The organism is Streptococcus sp. 21.1, from assembly GCF_016648635.1.
Classification (GTDB): domain Bacteria; phylum Bacillota; class Bacilli; order Lactobacillales; family Streptococcaceae; genus Streptococcus.
The window spans coordinates 89413-107567 of record NZ_JACLQL010000003.1; the positions used below are offsets into that span (position 1 = coordinate 89413).

An 18155-nucleotide genomic window follows, 5' to 3' on the forward strand; every position below is an offset into this window, starting at 1 on the left:
AGAATTCCTAGGAAATCATTGAATTATCAATCACCCTACCAAGTTTTTCTGAGTTACTTGAAAAGTCTAACTTAATTTGACAATTTAGGTTCTTAAACGTCTCTAGTTAATCAACTAAAAATTATAACTAGCTGGGTGTTATCTAATCTCCCCTCATTTTTAAGTTTTTATCATTTTTGATATAATGGTAGAGAATGAAAGGAGACTTTATGTCAACTAAAAATTTAACGCCGGTCTTAAAAACCTCTTTTGTGCTACTGGCTATCCTCGTCCTTCTTGGTATTGTTATGCCTGACGGCTACCAAGTTTGGTCAGAACAACTAAGGGAAGTTATTTCAGATAAACTTGGCTGGTTTTACTTATTACTGGTCACGTCAATCGTTCTACTTTGTGGCTTTTTCCTGGTTAGTCCCGTTGGGCAAATCAAACTGGGGGAACCCAATTCGGTGCCTGAACACTCTACTATCTCTTGGATTGCCATGATATTTTCTGCTGGAATGGGAATCGGCCTTGTCTTCTACGGTGCCGCAGAGCCCTTATCCCATTATGCCATTTCAACGGTACGAGCTACCCCAGGGTCGCAGGAAGCCTTAGCCGATGCTTTCCGTTACACTTTCTTTCACTGGGGCATCCATTCCTGGGCAATATATGCTTTAATCGCCCTGGCCCTCGCCTACTTTGGTTTCCGAAAAAAAGAGAAATATCTTTTATCGGTTACCTTAAAGCCCTTGTTTGGTAAAAAAACAAACGGTATCCTTGGTAAGATCGTAGATACGATTACAGTGGTCGCTACTGTTATCGGGGTGGCAACCACTCTTGGTTTTGGGGCAGCCCAAATCAATGGGGGACTCAACTACCTCTTTGGTATTCCAAACAATGCCCTTGTGCAAGTTATTATCATCATTATCACAACCATCCTCTTTACCATTTCAGCCCTTTCTGGTCTTGGAAAAGGGGTAAAAATCTTATCAAACACCAATCTTATTTTAGCGATTGGACTACTCGCCATCACCATAATCATCGGTCCCACAGTCCAGATTTTTAATACCTTGACCGATAGTATCGGACTGTATATTTCCAATTTCTTCCGTATGAGTTTCAGTGCTGGTTCCTTTGGTCAATACAATCGTGACTGGATCAATACTTGGACGATTTTCTATTGGGCTTGGTGGATTTCTTGGTCACCATTCGTGGGAGTTTTTATTGCCAGAATTTCTAAAGGACGTAGTATCAGACAATTTCTATCCATCGTCTTATTAGCACCGACTGTATTAAGCTTTTTATGGTTTTCTACCTTTGGAACACTTTCAACGCATGTTCAATCACTTGGAAATGTAGATTTAACACAGTTTCCAAGTGAGCAGACCTTGTTTGCAACCTTCAGTCAACTGCCATTTGGTTTTATTGCCTCCGTTGTTGCCATCATCTTGATCATTACCTTCTTTATCACGTCAGCAGACTCTGCGACCTATGTGCTAGCTATGCTCTCTGATGATGGGAATCTCAAACCAAAGAATAACCTTAAAATCTTCTGGGGCGTACTACTTGCGACTATTGCCATCGTCTTACTTCTTTCAGGGGGCTTAGTAGCCTTGCAAAATACGCTGATTATCGTAGCCTTTCCATTTTCACTCATCATGGTACTGATCATGGTTTCCCTAGTCATTGAATTGCTACACGAAAAAGACAAGATGGGACTGTCAATCACACCGACACGATACCCTAAAAAAGATCAACCCTTCAAATCTTATGAAGAATAAATAACCCAATTTGTAAAACGAAGCTAGACAGAAAAAGCCATCTATGTTAGGCTCAGATAAACACCACATTTGTCTGAAAGGAACTAAGATAAATGACCTATACTCATCTTACCACAAACGAGCTTGTAACGATAGAGGCTTACTATCAAGAAAACATAATAAAAATTTAATATAAAAAGTGTCTAAAATACATATTTAGACACTTTTTGTATGCTATAATTTTCATTAACACTATAACAAAGGAGAACCAAATGAAACGTTTAAATACTCTATTTCATATTATAAAAGTTACAGGTTTTAATCAATTTTTGATAAGTTTTGTAAGTTTTATTTTTATTTCAGGAGGAATACTTTTATTAGTTGAACCTCAAATAAGTAATTACTGGGATGGACTATGGTATGCTTTTGTCACATCAACAACAGTAGGTTACGGAGATATACTAGCTACTACTCTAATCGGACGTATTACTAGCGTCTTTTTAACTGTATATGGACTTATTTTTTTTGGATGCTTATCAGCCGTAATTGTCAATTACTACAGCAAATTAAATACATCTAATAATAAAACTGACTAACATATTTCTTAGTAACTGTAAAAAATAATTCTTTCTCTGCCAATTCCAAACGGCTACAATTTCCTGACCTCGCGATACTTCTTGACTATCCTCTCCAGTCTGAACAAGATTACCATCTTCGACATCATCTAAGTCTAATTCTTTCTTGATAGTCTTGAAGAGTTTTCCAAATCCAATCTGTCGTTTCCGATAAAGTCCCTCAAACAAATCACCCGTTATCCGTTCCTTCGTCTCTTCAGGCAAGACAATCACTTGTTTGTCATTCTCTTTCTCGACATCAAATGGATTTTACTAATATTTCTCAAAATTATGAGGCTGGGACAAAAGTCCTAGCCTCTTTATTGTTTTTGGATTGTCGAGCAAGACGCAGTGGTTGAGTGGGCTCTACTACGCTGATTTCATCAGCTTTTACTGCCCTACTCAACTGTGCGGAGGTGGGACGACGAAATCGAATTCTAACGAATTACCGATTTCTGTCCCACTCTCAAGAAATAGAATTCCTAGGAAATCATTGAATTATCAATCACCCTACCAAGTTTTTCTGAGTTACTTGAAAAGTCTAACTTAATTGTTATCATTTAATTTATCTAACAGAGCCTCTGCTACTTTTTCTGGAATGCCAAGTGCTTGGATGTCCTCAACAGTAGCTTTTTGGATAGCTGTCATAGACTTGAAGTGTTTGAGAAGTTTTTGTTTGCGCTTAGGTCCAAGGCCCTCCACGCCATCAAGTTTGGAGCTGAAACTATTTTTACTACGAACTTGACGGTGGAAGGTGATAGCAAAACGGTGAACTTCATCTTGGATACGGTGAAGAAGGAAAAATTCCTCGGATTGCCGTGGCAAATCAATGACCTGCAAGGGGTCCCCAAAGAGCAATTCGTTGGTTTGGTGCTTGTCATTTTTCTGAAGCCCCGCAACTGGGATAGAAAGATTCAATTCATTGCGTAGGACATCCTTGGCCACATTGACCTGTCCTTGACCACCATCCATGATAATAAGATCTGGTGGTGTTAGCCCATCGCGTTTGACACGACTATAACGTCGACGAATGACCTCACGCATGCTGGCATAATCGTCAGGCCCTTCAACCGTCTTAATCTTGTATTTGCGGTACTCTTTTTTATTGGGTTTTCCATTCTCAAAGACGACCATGGCGGATACAGGGCTCGTTCCCATGATGTTAGAGTTATCGAAGGACTCGATGCGAACCGGTGTCGGAATTCCCATGAGTTTGCCTAGATTTTCAATGGCTCCTTGGGTCTTGGCTATATCTTTTTCAAGAAGATCAAATTTTTGAGTCAGACTGACACGGGCATTTTTCGTCGCCAGATTAACCAACTGCTTCTTCTCGCCACGTTGAGGTTTAAAGACCTTGACCTCATCTCCAACTAGAGCTTCGACAGACTCTTGATCAATGTCTCCTGGAATGAAAATCTCCTTAGGCTTGAGATGACGACTATCCAGATAAAACTGACCCATATAGGTTAGAAAATCTTCCTCAGCATCATTATAATAAGGGAACATATTGACATCACGCTGAATGAGTTTTCCTTGGCGAACAAAGAAAACCTGAACACACATCCAACCCTTGTCCACGTAGTAACCGAAGATATCACGGTCCTGCATGTCCTGACGGATAACCCTTTGCTTGGTCCTCAGCGTCGATACTGCCTCAATCAAATCACGATACTCCGCAGCACGCTCAAACTCCATCTGGTCAGACATATCCTTCATCTTGGCCTTAAGCTGATTAACGATTTTATCATCATGACCGTTTAGGAAATTCTTGACATCCTCAACCAAACCTTGCCAATAGTCCTCAGTGGTGTGACAGATGGTATGGGCATTACATTGGCCAATATGGTAATAGAAACAGACCTTGTTGGCGGGATTTTTACATTTCTTAAAGGGGAAAATACGGTCCAACAGTTTCTTGATTTCATTGGCCGCACCAGAGTCTGGGTAAGGACCAAAATAGAGACCGCCATCCTTCTTAACCTGGCGGGTAATCAAGAGCCTTGGATAGAGCTCCTTAGTAATCTTGATAAATGGATAAGACTTGTCATCCTTGAGGCGGATGTTGAATTTGGGCATATTCTCTTGGATAAGATTAATCTCCAAAAGCAGGGCCTCAATATTGGACTCGGTTACGATAAATTCAAAATCTGCAATCTCAGATACCAAAAGCTCTGTCTTGGTATCATGACTTCCACGAAAATAGCTACGCACACGATTTTTTAGATTTTTAGCCTTACCGACATAGATAATATTGCCGAATTTGTCCTTGTGGAGATAGCACCCAGGATTGTTTGGGAGCAATTCCAACTTATGTTTAATCAGATCATTCATGCTTTCATTGTAGCAAAAAAAGAGCTGAAAAGCTCTTCGGAATCATGGCTATCATAGCTTTACTTGGACAAAATCTTCAGGATTTCCTCATAACTTTTGACTTGATAGGTTGGAACAGCTGGAGTCTCATTGACTAGGCTACTTGGATTGAACCAGACACTATCAATACCCGCATTATTACCACCCTAGATATCAGCTGTTAGACTATCACCAATCATGAGAGCTGAGCTTGGGTGAAAATCATGGACCTGATTGGCAATTTTATCAAAAAAGTCTGTAGACGGTTTGTGGGCACCCACCTCATCAGAGATGAAAACATCGTCGAAGAAAGGTAAAATACTCGAAGCCTGCAGACGACCACGTTGGATATAGCTAACACCGTTAGTCGCTGCATAAATCTTGTGGCCACGGTCTTTAACGTTTGATAAGAAAGCATGGGCCTGAGGCAACTCCTGCCCCTGCTGACTCAAAAAATGTTGGTAGCGCCCAGCTAAGTGACTACCATCTACTTCTTTTCCAAAGTGCTCAAAGAGACGTGAAAAGCGCGTGCGAAGCAATTCCGGTTTAGTGATAAAACCATGATTGAGGTCTTCCCACATGGAACGGTTCATGGGAATATAGTGGTCTTTATAAACCTTGAGTTCTTGGGAAGCCACACCAGCCTCTTCAAGAAGGTAGGTTAAGGCCAAATCTTCAGCACGGTCAAAATCAAGAAGAGTGTGATCAAGGTCGAAAAGTAAATGGGTGTAGGTCATGACGTATCCTTTCTGACAGTTAAATCATCAGGGTTTATTTTACCATAATCTAGCTATATCTAAACAAAGAAACACAAAAGGACGACCCTCAGGCCGTCCTCTCTGATTTATGAAAAATAAGTATTGCTTACTTAATAGGGTACTATTTATATCTATTAAAGCTTAAAGAAAGCTTAAAATAGGATATTTTTCAAAAAATACAATTTTACTTAAAACCCTAATATCACTAATTCATGGTATACTGAAAATACAAGATTAATCAAACGAGGCGTGTTATGAAAAATTTAAAATTTCAATCCGTTTTTGACATTATCGGTCCTGTCATGGTCGGACCTTCCTCTAGTCATACTGCAGGAGCTGTTCGTATTGGCAAGATTGTTTCTGCCATCTTTGGAGAAACACCGACTGAGGTAGAATTTCAACTTTTTAATTCCTTTGCCAAGACCTATCGAGGTCACGGGACTGATGTGGCTCTAGTGGCTGGTATTTTAGGTATGGAAACGGACGCCCCTGACATCCCACGCGCTCTGGATATCGCATACGAAAAAGGCATTAAGGTCTACTGGAAAATTAACAAGGATAGTAATGCGCCACATCCCAATACGACTCGTATTACCTTAAAAAATGATAAAAAAACCATTTCTGCCACAGGTGTTTCTATCGGTGGAGGCAATATCCAAGTAACTGAACTCAATGGTTTTGCGGTCAATCTCAAGATGAATACACCGACTCTCATCATTGTCCACCAAGACGTTCCAGGAATGATTGCCCTTGTCACAGATATTTTGTCGCGTTATGGCATCAATATCGCTCAAATGACTGTTACTCGGGAAAATGCCGGTGAAAAGGCCATTATGATTATCGAAATTGACTCGCACCAGTGTGATGAGGCCGTCACTGAAATCGCTAGAATTCCTCATCTACATAATGTCAACTTTTTCAGCTAAGAGGGGGATTGCATGTTTTACACTATTGAAGAATTAGTTCAACAAGCTGACCGAGATTACCAAGGTAATATCGCTGAACTCATGATTGCTACAGAAACAGAGCTAACTGGACGGGAACGTCCTGAAATCCTAGCTCTGATGGCTCGAAATCTTGAAGTGATGAAGGAGTCTGTTCAGGCTGGTTTGTCCCCTGAGAAATCACCAACTGGCTTAACTGGGGGAGACGCTGCCAAACTGGATGCCTATATCAAAAATGGAAAGACCTTGGCTGATTCTGCCGTCTTAGGTGCTGCTAGAAATGCCATGGCCGTCAATGAATCTAACGCCAAGATGGGCTTGGTTTGTGCCACACCAACTGCTGGATCAGCTGGTTGTCTACCTGCTGTTCTTACAACTGCTATCGAAAAACTGGGCTTAACCGAATCACAACAATTGGATTTTCTCTTTACTGCGGGTGCATTTGGCTTAGTCATCGCAAATAATGCCTCGATTTCTGGTGCCGAGGGAGGCTGCCAAGCCGAAGTCGGTTCCGCCTCTGCTATGGCTGCTGCCGCTATTACAATGGCTGCTGGTGGTACACCCTTCCAGGCCAGTCAGGCCATCTGCTTTGTACTTAAGAATATGTTGGGACTCATCTGCGACCCTGTAGCCGGATTGGTTGAGGTCCCATGTGTCAAACGTAATGCCATGGGAGCAAGTTTTGCCCTAGTAGCTGCGGACATGGCCTTGGCAGGCATCACATCAGCCATTCCAGTCGACCAGGTCGTTGACGCGATGTTTCAGGTAGGTTCAGCCATGCCAACTGCCTTCCGGGAAACTGCTGAAGGTGGCTTAGCAGCAACTCCAAAAGGAAAGGCACTAGCAAAAGAAATTTTTGGGTAATTTTTAGTAAAAAACAAAAAAACTTAGAAGCTTTCATACTTCTAAGTTTTTTCTTCTTACATAGCCTTTTCAACGTTTTGATTTTAGCTGAATAGCCATTTTGTCAAAAAGTGCCATGTTTCTTTGGCAATACTTGCAAGGAAGGTTGAGAGACTAAATGCGTTGAATTTTTTGAGGAAGTTCTCAACAAGTGGGGCGACAGTCTTAGGTATTTCCACTGGAGTGTTACTTTCTTCTTTCTTACCAGTATTATCCTGAGATGAATCTGGCACTGTGTTTGTACTGTCGTGACCATTATTTTGCCCAGTTGGTTCAGGCTCTGGAGCAACCTCAGGCTGATGCTCAGGTTCAACTGGTTTATTTTCCGGATTTGGCTCTGGACTTGGTTCTGGCTGAGGATCAGGTTTGATTGGTTCGTCAGTAGTGTCACTGCTTGTGTTTGTCATTTTTTCAGTTACAAAGAAGTTTTTGAATTCTACTGCTCCATCCCAAAGACCAACACCGACATGGGCATGATTGAAGTAATTATCCACGGCATCAAATTGATGATGGAGCACTTCCTTACCATCGACATAGACTGTCATGGTGTCTACGCCTTTCACAACCTTGACATGGTGGTACTGACCGTCATTGATAGCCTTATCCAAATAAGCTTCAGCGATGGTTTCACCACCAAAACGGAAGAGACGAACAGTATCATTGTCAGCAAATTGGACAGAGTAGGCACGACCAGGTTCTTCACGTTCCGCAGCTACAAAGAGGTTGACCAAACCATGTTGGTATTTGACATCGATATCATAGTCAAATTGCTTGAAGCCATTACTTTCATAGGCCATGAAGAAGTCATTGGCACTGACATTGCTATCGTAAAGGGTATCGTCATCAATATACCAATCACCAGTGACAGCTTTCAAACCTTTAAGGTTGGTCGCAAAATTGTTGAGCGTAATGTCAATATTAAAGGTCTTGGTCAATGAAGGGTTTTCAACTGAAGTTGCTGTGACAGTGAGATGACCCTTGTGAAGGGCTTTAAGAGAAAGTTTATTGTCATGTTCAGTATAGGACACCAAACTTGGATCACTTACTGTCCATGTCACATCTTGCTCTTCAGAAGCTGGTGCGAGGTAAACCTGCAAGTCCTTACTTTGACCAACTTCAAGTGCCAAATGACCTGCAACTGTGGTGTTCATAGCAACAGCCTTAGTAACTTCCTTCTTGTCAGTCCAAGTACTCTTAATCGGGTAGATAGCAATATTTGCTTTGGCTGGACCACCTTCAACCAAGACGCTCGCTCCAACGGCTCTTGGGCTTGGGAAAATCTGATTAGCACCAGCTACCGTATTCCCCTTAGCAAAGACTTCCACACTCGCACGGTCCACATAAAGATGCAAATCAATAGAACCATCTTCATTGCGAGTCACTTGTTGACTATTAACCTTAGCAAAGGCATCTGAAAGGATGGTACCAGATTGGCTGCGGTCAATAGACAAAGTTTCCTTAGTTAAATCGTAAACGACTTTGGTAGCTTGACCATCACCGACGCGAAGGTTAAATCCAACTGCTGTCGTGTCCTTACCTGGTACAAAGTGAGAAACCACTTCATAAGTGTCACCCGTGAAATCTTTAAGTAATTCGTTATCAGAAGCCACTGTGACATTTTCAAAATACTGGGCATTTTCTGTGTCACGAAGGCTTTCGTAGGCCTTAACAGGGGTTTGGGTTAAAAGGTAACGGTCGCCTGATTTAACCAAACCAAGGTCAAGGTTAAGGTTAAAGGTACCATTAAATTTTTGACCTACAGTATCTGCAACCAAATTGCAATAATCTTCCCAAGTGTTCATCCAATTGATTTCAGTCAATTGTGGGATGTTTGGATGGTCAGCTGTCCCAAAATCATGAACATAATAAGTCATGGCAGCATAGGAATCCTTACCAAAATTCATGATTTCGTCATGATCTTGGTATACATCATCAGCTACAAAGGCCCACTTGCCATCCACTTGTTTAAAATCACCAACCTTGTAAGAACGACCGCCACGTGAGAGGACCCACTTGAGTGCGCCATCATTGGCTACAATCGGATAAAGGTCAGGACATTCCGTATGCAAATCCTTGTAGGTTGTTTCCACTTGCCAGTTCTTCAAGTCTGGTGAAGAATAAATGCGAAGTGGACCACCTGCAAGGACCATAAACCATTGGTTATCCCAGCGGAAGACCTTAGGGTCACGGAAATCTTGGTTTTGAAGGGGATCCTGAGACCAGTCGGCAACTACCTTGTCATATTTTTGCCAAGTTCTCCCCTCGTCCTCACTGTAGGCAATTTCAATCCGTTGCCCATTACCATTTGAAGTGATAATAGCTACCAGACCACCTTCCGGAGATTTGAAGAGGCCTGAACTATTGGTACTATCAACCACGACAGAGCCTGAGAACATGTGACCTGTTGCATCTGGATAGAAGGCTATAGGCTCTTCATCCCAATGAAGCAAGTCTCGGCTGGTCGCATGGGCCCAGTGCATTGGCCCCCATTTGGTATCATCGTAAAATTGATAGAAGAGATGGTAACGTCCCTTGTAGAAGACCAAACCATTAGGGTCATTAGCCCAGCCATCCTTGACAGAATAATGATACTGATCACGATAAAGCTCGTTGTAATACACATCATCACTTTGTCTACGGTGGATATTAACACGATAAGTTAAGGTCACAGGACGACCAAGCGAATCGGTCACACTACTTTCAACAATAAAGTAATTGGCACCTACAGCCACTGGCAATTGTGAAATATCTGTGTAGACATTTCCCTTGGCATCTTCTACCTTGATAACAGCATTTGGATTATGCTTAGTGATGTCAAAGCCTACTGCCTCAGCATTGTGTCCCACATATTGGATATGGAGTGGTTCTTCAGAGAAGAATTGGGCTTGTTTTTCAACAGAACCTGTCTTTGAGGTCACCACAAGATTGTCAATCAAAGGAAGACTGGCATCATCAAGATTAACATAGCGGGTGTTTTTGAAAATGACATTGGCATTCCAATTAAGAAGTCCAAAGTAACCTTCTGGAAGGACTTGAGGTTGGCCCTTGTCACTTTTTTGAAGAACAGCGTCACCTGTACTTGCGACAAGCACATCATTGACATAGTAAGATAGCCACTGATTAGCCGCAACTACTCTAAGATTGTAGGTTTCATCGGCAGTTGGTGTTACATCTTTTTCATCTACAAGTTGAATATCATGATTATTGACCCAACGCCAAAACTTAACCTTATGGTTACCAGAGTCTACGTTGACCCCGTACATATTTTTATCGCTACTATCATTGTTACCACGGAAAATGAGGGCAGCGGCACCACCAGCTTCCTTGAAGGTCACATCCGTTGAATAGATAAAATTCTTGCCCTCGGATTGAGAATAAAGGAAAGAGTCTCCCTTGTCTTTGGCTTCTGAATGAATACCGTCAGCCTGCATTTCCCAGTGACCATTTTGGTCTGCGGTCATCCCTTCAAGATTGGTAACCGCTTCATTATTAGGCAAATCCGTTTTTTCCTCTGTCACATGAACAGGACTGGTGCTATTCGTTACAACTGGAGATTGCTCTTGACTGGTCTGATTCAAATCGGCTTCTTGCGTTTGCTTAGCCACTTTCTCAGCCTCACTAGCCTGTATTTGTACTTCTTTTGACTGGTCAGGGCTAGGCTGAGTGGGATTCTCTTGAGCTGTTTTAGCAGATTCGGAAACAAGGGACTGGCTAGGCTCTACCACTTGGGGGACTTCCTTGGTCGTGCTAGGAGCAAGCTCCGCTTGAGGAGCAACTTGATGGTCAGTTTGAGTTACCACTTCTTGAGGTACTTGGCTCACAGTTGCCTGTTCCACTTGGTCCGCATAGACAGGACCAGCCAGGGCCAAACCTGCAAAGCTTACCAAGGCACAGCCATAGACCCAAGTTTTCCCACTTTTACGCATAAACCAATTTTTACAAACAGTATCATTCATGACTCTTCTCCTTCTTTAGAGTAACATTAAATGTTAACTCATTTTTTCATGAAAATTCAAAGTCAATACATTCGCCTTTATTAATAAGCCTATCAAAGTTTCCGGAAATATCTCTAGGATTTACATTAAAACGGTAAACGCTTACTTTTAATATCATTATATCACTATAATCTGAAAATACCATCTTTTTCTGTAATATTTTTCATATAAATGAAAAACTTCCGAATTTGCCATTCGAAAGTCCGTTCCTTATGCTTAATCTGAGCCTGTTAGCAGGCTATTTCCAATAATACCAATGGTTACAATAGCAATCCCAAGGAATCCCAAAAGGCTAGGTAGACTATCTCCGAGGAAGAGGCAACCACCCAAGAGGGTAAAGAGAACTTCACCAGCCTGAGTAGCCTCAACTACTGCCAGTTGCTTATGGTTATGCTTAACAAGATTAGTGGCCTCGAAGAAAAGCAAGGTTGCGACAACCCCAGAAAAGACAGCCACAATTAAAGACTGTAAAATCTGTCCGCCTGATGGAAGACCAGCATCTGCACCAGCAAAAGCTGACAAAAGCAACCAAAAAGGTGTACTCATCAAGGTCATTCCAAACACGCGCTGCGTCGTTGAAAGCTGATCCTGCTTACAGTGGACCATCATCTTACGATTGCCCAAAGGATAGGCAAAAGCGGCCAGTAAAATCAAGAGACTAGCACGGACCACACCGCTACCAAGACCACTACCGAAGTAAGGAATCTGGATGAGAATGATCCCTAAAAGGATAACCAATGTCATAAGCAGTTGCTTACCAGGTACCCTCTGCCCAAAGAGTGGGGTCAAGAGCAGACCAGCCAGAATGGTAATCTGCCAAGTGGCTGCCACAAACCAGGACTCACCATAAATGGAGGCTAGAGACAGTGGCCCATAGAAAAGCCCAAAACCAACCGTACTCCAAATCAACCAAGTCAGGGGTGCTTTCTTAATGGCAGACAGAACACCTGCCAGCTCACCCTTACGCCAGACCAAAACAGTCAGCATGGGCAAGCTAAACAAATAGCGTAGACTAGCACTCCACATCCAGGACCCACCCGAAAGATTCATACTACGATTAAAGATAAAAGTAAAAGCAAAAAAGAGGGCACCCAGAATACCATACCAAAGCGCCCTCGCAAATTGAGATTGTTTCATATTTGTAAACTCCTGTAATTATTCTATTGTATATTATTTGCAGCAATAAAAAAAGGAGGTCATCAAAATGACTTCCTTGGTTTCGTTTCAATTTTTACTTATGGACCAAGTAAACAACCTGTATTTTAATCACCTTTTAGCTGTACTTGTGTATGTGCTAGCAGGTCTCCTAGATGTCTCCTATCTTTCCTAAAAAACGTCATTGCCAGTAACAAAACTGCGATTAGAGTCGCTGAAAACGAGAGGATAATGGATAACACATCAAAATCACTATAGAAGCCATGAATCGTGCCCATATGACCGAGTTGCCAAGGTAAAAATTTGATGACGTTTCTGATCAAGCTAGCCTGCACTGTTTTTTTCTGGTAGACCAGTTCAAGCCCTGCTTTTCCCTTCCCCAAGCTCCCATTTTTTGCATAATCCAAGAATGTGAAAAGGAGCGTGATTGGCAAAACAGAGGTGAAAAATACAAGCCACTGCGACTGAATTTCTGTAAACTCTGGGACGCCATTAAAAAAAATAATGTATATAAGCATAGAACCTAAAAACAGAAGACCTAAATAAGCTATAATAAAAAGATAATCGAATAGAAATTCAATCATTCTTTTTTTAAACGAAATAGGATTTGTTGCTAAGATCTTCATCGCCCTCTCCTCCTTTATCATCTCCCATTATAACATTTTTTAATATTCTAAATAATATTTGAGAGGAAAATTTGTAGGCTATTGAGCTCGCAAATTGAGATTGTTTCATAATTGTAAACTCCTGTAGGTTTTATTATACACTACTTCTATTATGGCTTTTGGACTTTATTTAGATTTTACGTTATAGTAGTATTAAAAATCTAAATCATAAGGGTAATGTATGTCTCAGGATATTAAAGTAGAAATTGGAAAAAGAATTCGTGAAGAACGTGAACGACAAGGGTTAACACGTGAGCAAGTTTGTTATGCTGAAGATGAAATAACTGTCAAACAGCTGATGAGGATTGAGCTCGGACGTTCATTGCCAACTATTGTAAAACTTCAATATATCAGTGATAAACTAAATGTTTCCCTGAATTATTTGTTGGGAGAAACTAATTTAGACATTCCTGAAGACTATTATTAGGCTAAATATAAACTCATGAAGTCTCCTGTCTATGGCGACCCCGAACGTATCAAGAAGAAGCTAAAAGATATTGAGGAACTCTACGACAACTATATTGAGATTCTACCAGAGGACGAGCTTTTTGCTATTGATATCATTGAAAGAACATTAAATTTCATAGCTGAAGGGGAGGGAGAAGACCTTGTTGAAATAGTATTTGAAGATTATTTAAATCAAGTATTGAAAAAAGAACAGTACACATTGAATGATCTTTTATTGATAAAATATTATTCTGTACAGTGCCAATCATCTTCATATGATGAATCTATGATTGAGAATTTTCGAAAAAATTTGATAAAACAAAGATTGCAAGGAGATGAATTAACCAATGTGGAACTATTGGGAGCATTATCAGCTATAGCTGGGATATATGTTATGCACCATGAATACGAACATATGAAGTCTCTCGTCGATAAGATGTATGAAATCATACATTCCATTATGCAACACTCATATCAGCCAGGTATAACAATGCTTGAAGCAAAATACTATCTCTTCTATGAGAACAATAAAGATAAAGCAACTGAACTTTACAAAATGGCTACCGTACTAGCCGAAGCCTTCGGTGACCAAGTCTTCATCAAAAATCTTAAAATGGAAATGAAAAAAGACTTAAATACGAAATAACAAATCTAAGTGACATAAATGTCCTTTTGATTCGTTATTTTTTTGTTTATACTCATTCATATAATCAAATAGGAGAAATCAAGATATGACAAACCTTATCGTAGCAAAACAGTTAAGCAAACAATTTCAAAAATATATAGCAATAGAAAATCTAAACTTCACAGTTGAAGAAGGTGAAATTCTAGGTTTCCTAGGGCCTTCAGGCTCTGGGAAAACGACAACAATTAATATCTTAACAGGTCAACTCACTCCTAGTCAGGGAGAAACTTATATTTTAGGCAAATCATCCCTTCAGTTAAAAGAAAAAGATTTGTCAAAGATTGGATTAATTACTGAAAATAGTGGCTTTTATGAAAAATTAACACTTCATGATAATCTTCTATTCTTCGCCAAACTCTACAATGTTTCACCAGATTATATTGACGATTTGATGAAACGTGTAGGTCTTTATGATCATCGTAAAACCTTGGCAGAAAAACTCTCTACAGGGATGAAACAACGGATGCTTCTAGTTAGGGCTATCATTAACAAGCCAAAAGTTCTCTTTCTTGATGAACCTACTTCTGGTCTAGATCCATCAACATCTCAAACCATTCACGCTCTTATTGAAGAACTAAAACAACAAGGAACAACCATTTTTCTGACGACACATGACATGCACGAGGCTACCATTTTATGCGATAAAATTGTACTTCTAAATAAAGGGAAGATTGTTGAGGAAGGAAAACCTGCTGAGCTTATTCAGAAATATAATACAAATAAAATGGTAAAAGTGACCTACTGTTCAGGTCAAGAGAAAGTGATTCCCTTCTCTGAATTAAATCATATTACTGCAACTCAAGATATTCAAACCATCCATTCATGTGAACCAACTTTAGAAGACATCTTCATCCAACTTACAGGAGGAAAACTTAATGTTTAACCAATTGAAATCTTTACTATGGCTTAGAAAAAGAGTTATCAAATCTAACAAAACCATTATCCTACAAATCCTCCTTCCTTTAGGATTTGCCTTTCTATATAAACATATCTATGAGATTCAAGGTACTCTAACAAACTCAATGAAAGTCAATCTATTAGGCCTGTGTTTAGCTTTATCTTTGAGTTTATCAGTTGGAAATCCAATCAGTACTATTGTTTCCGAAGAAAAGGAAAAAAATATTTTAAGAACTTTGTTTTTAAGTGGTGTTAATAGTACGAACTATATCCTTTCAGTTTTGTTTTACCCAGTGCTTATTAGCTTAGTGATGACAACTGCTATTCCGAGAATACTAGAACTAAATATTGAAAATAATTATAGTGCTTATCTTATCATCTCACTTGCTACATCTTTAGTAATGATGCTTATCAATCTTTTCATTGGCTTAATCAGCAAAACTCAAGTGTCTGCCCAAGTAATTAGTCTTCCAGTATCAATGATTAGTATGTTTATTCCAATGCTTTCAGGGATCAGTAAAGATTTCGATAATGTCGTGAAATATAGTTATATGGGACTTTTCACGAAATCTATAAGCCAGCTTGAAAGCTTTAAGTGGCAGGACCAAGTTGCTAGCTCACTATCCCTTCTAGTCTGGTTACTCCTCTTTACTGCACTGACCATTCTACAATCTAAGAGATTACGAAAAATATCTTAATTCAAAACCATAACCATCTAAACTGAGTGTTAGATGGTTGTTTTGTTTATTTCCCTTCTTTTACTCTAACTAGAAACACAGTCAGCTTCCTAGAGTCTTTTCATTCACATGATTTTAAGGTATATTATTATATAATTAAAACTCAAGGGGAATACAGATGTCTGAAGATATTAAAATCGAGATTGGAAAAAGAATTCGTGAAGAACGTGAACGAATAGGTTTAACACGTGAGCAGGTTTGTGACACAGAAGAAGAATTAACCGTCAAACAACTGATGAGAATTGAGCTCGGTCGCTCATTACCAACTATTGTCAAACTGCAGTATATCAGTGATAAATTGGGTGTTTCCCTCAACTATTTGTTAGGTGAAACAAAACTAGACATTCCTGAAGATTATTATCAGGCTAAATATAAACTCATGAAGTCTCCTGTCTATGGCGACCTCGAACGTATCAAGAAAAAGCTGCAGGACATTGAAGACCTCTACGATAACTATATTGAGATTCTACCAGAGGACGAACTTCTAACCATTGATATCATTGAAAGAACCCTGAATTTTATATCTGAAGAGAAGAAAGAAGATCTTGTTGAGATTGTATTTGAAGACTATTTGAATCAGGTATTGAAAAAAGAAGAGTATACCTTGAATGACCTTCTGCTAATAAAATACTATACCTTTCAATGTCAAGTTGGTGACTATGATAAAGAAATTGTTGAAAGTTTTCGATGTAAATTAATTAATCAAGAATTACAAGGGGAAGAGCTAGTTAATGTTGAGCTACTAGGAGCATTGTCAACTATTGCTGGAATCTATGTCATGCATCATGATTATAGAAATATGAAAACGATTGTCGATAAAATGCATACTGTTATTGATAAGACACTACAACATGCTTACAAACCCGCCGTACTTATTTTTGAAGCGAAATATTATCTTTTCTATGAGAACAATAAAGATAAAGCAACAGAGCTCTATCATACAGCCACCGTACTAGCCGAAGCCTTCGGTGACCAAGTCTTCATCAAAAATCTTAAAATGGAAATGGAAAAAGATTTAAACATAAAATAGAAAATATATCAGCAACTTTTTAAACATGATTCATTCCAAATGTAATAACTACCAAAGAAGCATCTGAAGTTAAACTCAGATGCCTCTTTTATTATTTCAATTTTTTCACTTAAACTTATCCTTATGTTTCTTCAGATACTTCTTACCATACCAGTCTTCTACTGACTTGCCTTCCCAGTCACGGTATTCTTCAGGATATTTCCATTTGTAGTAGGCTTGCAACATATAGGGGAACATGAAATAAATTTCAAAGGCAACAATCAATATATTGAACACTAGGAATAAGAATAAAACACCTAATCCTCCAACCAAACTATCTGCATTTCTTATTGAATCTGAAAATATCGTACGAAAAATTATCCAGAGTGCTACGACTATTCCACCATACTTGACAATGAATCTAAATACTCTATTAAACACTCTATCGGTCAGACTCTCTATTTCAGTACCACCATATAATAAATTTAGCAATGAGGTAGACTTATCACGTATCATATAAATGATTGTGAAAAGAATTAGTCCTTCAAAAACAAACATTCCAACATAGCCAACAAGACCATAAAGTAAATTCATCAAGAAAAGATTAAGCTCAATTAGGAGCCATATTATAAAAGAAACCATAAAATGAAACTGACCTCTATAGATCAAAAGAAACTGTTGGTTGAATCGCTTTCCTAATATAATCAGTAAAAGCCATATTGCCAGCCCCATCCAAAACACCCAGTAGGGAAGAAAATTAACCTCGGATAGGCCTACTGTTAAATCTTTAGGATTAGCATGATAAAATAAATAATTATTTAAAGCTACAATCAACCAATTGGGACCCATTATAAATAAGATTGTCAAAATCACTAACCAAACATACGACTTAAAGGTCCCTCTATATTTTTCTTTTTTTAGAGCATCCTGATAATTTTCCTGTGCAAATTTTCCTGAGACACTATCATCTAAAAGATTTAAACTCTCTTCAAAACTGGCCCTAAAGATTGATTTCTTCATTTTTACCTTATCAATAATTCCTTGTGTTTTTTTAGGCACTTCCAATTAATCTCTATTTCTATTGGTTAAATCATAAAGAGCGAGACAGACCTTTTGAGTTTTCTCAGCTAGTGTAGAGTCTGTGTTTAACTGAGCCTCTAGCTATTCTCTGGACAAATCAGGATCTATCAGCACGATTGAAAGAATGAGATAACTCTCAAAAAGTTCTTATATTTCTGCTTTAATTCCGTCTGACTGA

General features: G+C 39.4%; 13 protein-coding genes and 2 pseudogenes. 8 read left to right on the forward strand and 7 right to left on the reverse strand.

The window, feature by feature from the left end; translation table 11 throughout:
- Positions 1 to 209 precede the first annotated feature (209 nt).
- Positions 210 to 1760 carry a BCCT family transporter gene (locus H7U01_RS03435; protein WP_201041111.1) on the forward strand — a complete coding sequence of 517 codons (1551 nt, stop codon included), beginning with the start codon at positions 210 to 212 and terminating at the stop codon, positions 1758 to 1760.
- A gap of 251 nt (positions 1761 to 2011) precedes the next feature.
- Positions 2012 to 2335 (forward strand): potassium channel family protein, encoded by a 324-nt coding sequence (locus H7U01_RS03440; protein ID WP_003096828.1) that lies wholly within the window; start codon positions 2012 to 2014, stop codon positions 2333 to 2335.
- Here H7U01_RS03440 and H7U01_RS03445 read toward each other — a convergent pair.
- The 3 genes and pseudogenes from H7U01_RS03445 to H7U01_RS03455 form a co-directional block, all read right to left on the reverse strand.
- On the reverse strand, positions 2306 to 2587 hold the full coding sequence (locus H7U01_RS03445; protein WP_002891204.1) for a protein rep: 282 nt from the start codon (positions 2585 to 2587) through the stop codon (positions 2306 to 2308). The two genes, H7U01_RS03440 and H7U01_RS03445, sit on opposite strands and share 30 nt — an antisense overlap.
- Before the next feature lie 312 nt (positions 2588 to 2899).
- Complete coding sequence (gene uvrC / locus H7U01_RS03450; protein ID WP_002891205.1) at positions 2900 to 4684, reverse strand: excinuclease ABC subunit UvrC; 1785 nt, start codon at positions 4682 to 4684, stop codon at positions 2900 to 2902.
- A 59-nt stretch (positions 4685 to 4743) separates the two neighbouring features.
- Positions 4744 to 5439 (reverse strand): annotated as a pseudogene (locus tag H7U01_RS03455) (YjjG family noncanonical pyrimidine nucleotidase).
- A gap of 275 nt (positions 5440 to 5714) precedes the next feature.
- Here H7U01_RS03455 and sdaAB point away from each other — a divergent pair.
- The gene (sdaAB, locus tag H7U01_RS03460) at positions 5715 to 6386 is read left to right on the forward strand and encodes an L-serine ammonia-lyase, iron-sulfur-dependent subunit beta (protein ID WP_195435312.1); all 672 of its coding nucleotides are present in this window, start codon (positions 5715 to 5717) and stop codon (positions 6384 to 6386) included.
- Between the two features lie 12 nt (positions 6387 to 6398).
- Positions 6399 to 7268, forward strand: a complete 870-nt coding sequence (sdaAA, locus tag H7U01_RS03465) for an L-serine ammonia-lyase, iron-sulfur-dependent, subunit alpha (RefSeq protein WP_064525118.1) — start codon at positions 6399 to 6401, stop codon at positions 7266 to 7268.
- Between the two features lie 83 nt (positions 7269 to 7351).
- On the opposite strand, the gene H7U01_RS03470 is transcribed toward sdaAA, so the two are convergent.
- From H7U01_RS03470 to H7U01_RS03480, 3 genes are all read right to left on the reverse strand, one after another.
- Positions 7352 to 11263 carry a GH32 C-terminal domain-containing protein gene (locus tag H7U01_RS03470; RefSeq protein WP_201041112.1) on the reverse strand — a complete coding sequence of 1304 codons (3912 nt, stop codon included), beginning with the start codon at positions 11261 to 11263 and terminating at the stop codon, positions 7352 to 7354.
- A 255-nt stretch (positions 11264 to 11518) separates the two neighbouring features.
- Positions 11519 to 12439, reverse strand: a complete 921-nt coding sequence (locus H7U01_RS03475; protein WP_070838938.1) for a multidrug resistance efflux transporter family protein — start codon at positions 12437 to 12439, stop codon at positions 11519 to 11521.
- A gap of 125 nt (positions 12440 to 12564) precedes the next feature.
- The gene (locus H7U01_RS03480; RefSeq protein WP_141760007.1) at positions 12565 to 13083 is read right to left on the reverse strand and encodes an RDD family protein; all 519 of its coding nucleotides are present in this window, start codon (positions 13081 to 13083) and stop codon (positions 12565 to 12567) included.
- A gap of 220 nt (positions 13084 to 13303) precedes the next feature.
- Between H7U01_RS03480 and H7U01_RS03485 the strand changes: the two are divergent.
- From H7U01_RS03485 to H7U01_RS03500, 4 genes and pseudogenes are all read left to right on the forward strand, one after another.
- Positions 13304 to 14215, forward strand: a pseudogene (locus tag H7U01_RS03485) (XRE family transcriptional regulator).
- An 85-nt stretch (positions 14216 to 14300) separates the two neighbouring features.
- Positions 14301 to 15137 carry an ABC transporter ATP-binding protein gene (locus tag H7U01_RS03490; RefSeq protein ID WP_201041113.1) on the forward strand — a complete coding sequence of 279 codons (837 nt, stop codon included), beginning with the start codon at positions 14301 to 14303 and terminating at the stop codon, positions 15135 to 15137.
- The gene (locus H7U01_RS03495; protein WP_201041114.1) at positions 15130 to 15849 is read left to right on the forward strand and encodes an ABC transporter permease; all 720 of its coding nucleotides are present in this window, start codon (positions 15130 to 15132) and stop codon (positions 15847 to 15849) included. The genes H7U01_RS03490 and H7U01_RS03495 overlap by 8 nt, the downstream gene beginning before the upstream one ends.
- Positions 15850 to 16006: 157 nt before the next feature.
- Positions 16007 to 16918, forward strand: a complete 912-nt coding sequence (locus tag H7U01_RS03500) for a helix-turn-helix domain-containing protein (RefSeq protein WP_201041115.1) — start codon at positions 16007 to 16009, stop codon at positions 16916 to 16918.
- 105 nt (positions 16919 to 17023) lie between these two features.
- Here H7U01_RS03500 and H7U01_RS03505 read toward each other — a convergent pair whose 3' ends face one another.
- Entirely contained in the window at positions 17024 to 17956 is a 933-nt protein-coding gene (locus tag H7U01_RS03505; RefSeq protein WP_311631364.1) for a hypothetical protein, read from the reverse strand.
- Positions 17957 to 18155: the final 199 nt, after the last annotated feature.